This window comes from Ramlibacter sp., assembly GCF_035554825.1.
Classification (GTDB): Bacteria; Pseudomonadota; Gammaproteobacteria; order Burkholderiales; family Burkholderiaceae_C; genus Ramlibacter.
Window position 1 is genome coordinate 1 of the sequence record NZ_DATMHS010000004.1, and the last position, 1881, is coordinate 1881.

2 protein-coding genes and 2 tRNA genes are annotated in these 1881 nt (G+C 70.1%); 1 reads left to right on the plus strand and 3 read right to left on the minus strand.

Annotated elements, in window-relative coordinates; genetic code table 11:
* On the plus strand, window positions 1-679 hold a 679-nt coding region (locus tag VNT59_RS00185), incomplete at its 5' end, for a hypothetical protein (protein ID WP_325495440.1).
* Window positions 680-719: 40 nt separating this feature from the next.
* On the opposite strand, the gene VNT59_RS00190 is transcribed toward VNT59_RS00185, so the two are convergent.
* The 3 genes from VNT59_RS00190 to VNT59_RS00200 form a co-directional block, all read right to left on the minus strand.
* Window positions 720-796, minus strand: a tRNA-Arg gene (locus VNT59_RS00190).
* A gap of 58 nt (window positions 797-854) precedes the next feature.
* Window positions 855-1637 (minus strand): type I 3-dehydroquinate dehydratase, encoded by a 783-nt coding sequence (aroD, locus tag VNT59_RS00195; protein WP_325495442.1) that lies wholly within the window; start codon window positions 1635-1637, stop codon window positions 855-857.
* Between the two features lie 88 nt (window positions 1638-1725).
* A tRNA-Pro gene (locus VNT59_RS00200) sits at window positions 1726-1802 on the minus strand.
* Window positions 1803-1881 lie beyond the last annotated feature (79 nt).

Genomic DNA, 1881 nt, shown 5'->3' on the forward strand with positions numbered 1-1881 from the left:
CGTGTTTGCCGCGGTGGTACGTCCCGGGCCCCGGGCGCTGTTGCAGGTGCTGTGCGCCGCCACGGCTGGTTTCGCGGCGTCGGCGCTGCTGCAGGCCAAGGGGTGGAGCTACCACTGGTATCCGGTGGCCGCGCTCGCCACCGTCCTGTTCGGGCTCTCGGCGGCACAGGTGCTGCAGCGCCGGGCCGGCGATCGCGCGCCGCTGGTCGTCGGCTTGGCGGTGCTGGCGCTGAGCACGCTCTCGCTGCTGGCGGCCCCGCGCAGCGGCGCGCTGGAGAATCCGATGCCGGCGGTCTTCTCGCCCCTGGTCAAGCGCCTGGGCGGCGGGCCGGTGATGATCCTGTCGAACACGGTGCGCGCCTCGTACCCGCTCGTGACCGAGCGCGGCGTCGGCGCCGCCTTGAGCCTGCCGACCATGGCGGTGTTGTCGGCCTCGATCCTGGCCGGCGACCGGCGACTGGAAGCCTACCTGCGCGCCATCGTGGTCAGGGACATGCTCAGGCAGGCGCCGCGGGTGCTGATCGTCGAGAACGCACCGGAAGGCATGCCGCCCTCGTTCGACTTCCTGGAATACCTCGCGCTCGACCCGGCGTTTCGGCGCGAACTCGGACGCTTCCAGCTGGTCGCGTCGGTCCGGGGATTCCGCGTGTACCGGCGGGCCGGGGAAGGCGGCTCCTGAGCGGAGGTCCGGGAAAGGGATGTCGGCGCGCAAAGGTCGCTGGCCTGCCCGGAGGGAATCGAACCCCCGACCCACAGCTTAGAAGGCTGTTGCTCTATCCAACTGAGCTACGGGCAGTCGGGCGATTATCGCTGGCGCGTGGAAGGCGCTGCGCGGACCGCGGCGAACGGGCCGATCACTGGCCCCTCACCGCCCGCCGGACGGTGTCGAGCGTCGCCCGCAGCTCGTCGATGGCGAGCTGGCCCGGCGCCGAGCTGCTCTTGCCGACGGCGAAGGTCGCCGCCGAGCCATAGACCCAGCCCATCATGCGGGAGACGGCGCCGAGGCCGCCCATGGACATGCTGATCACCGGGATCCGCAGCGCCTGCGTCGCCTGGTAGGTCGCCCCGAGCAGCGTCAGCACGTCCTGGGGATCCCTGGGCATCACGGCCACCTTCGCCACGTCGGCGCCCAGCCGCTCGGCGTGCGCGAACCGGCCGACGAGCGTTTCGGCGTCCGGCGTGCGCTCGAAGTTGTGGTACGACATCACCATGGCGACACCGTTGGCGGCGGACACCTCGCGCAACCGCCCGATGTCGGCGGGCGCGTTGGACAACTCGTAGTCGATCAGGTCGACGCAGCGCGCCTCGCAGGCGAGGCTGTACATCGCCACCACGGCCGCTTCCGGGATCGCCACCGGCTGGCCGCCTTCGGTGCTGTTGCGGCGGGTGAGCAGGATCGGAACGGCGCCGGCACGCCGCTTGAGCTCGCGCGCCGCCGCGACCACGGCGTCGGCATCGGCGATTCCCTCGAAGAAATCGACCCGCCACTCGAGCATGTCGGGGCGCTTCGGCAGGATGGCATCGAGTTCACCCATCAGCTCCGCCGCGGTGCGGCCCACCAGCGGCGTGATGATCAGGGGAAACGCGCCGCTGCCGACCGGTCGGCCTTGGAGGTGGATGGGCCTGCTCTGCGCCATGGGTTCCTGTGTCGGGCTGCTGGCGCGGCGCCCGAATCGCGCCGGCGCCGCCATGTGCAAAAGCCTTTGACGACGTCAAAGGCTTCGGTGGTCGGAGCGATAGGATTCGAACCTACGACCCTCTGGTCCCAAACCAGATGCGCTACCAGACTGCGCTACGCTCCGACTGGTCTCGATTCTAACGCGCCGTGCTCAGAGCTTCACGTACTCGTATTCCACCGGATTGGCGTTGATGCCGCGATCG

What these genes read in the sequence shown, in the direction of transcription:
- aroD (WP_325495442.1), bottom strand. Translation starts at nt 1,637, where the DNA reads ATGGCGCAGAGCAGGCCCATCCACCTCCAAGGCCGACCGGTCGGCAGC.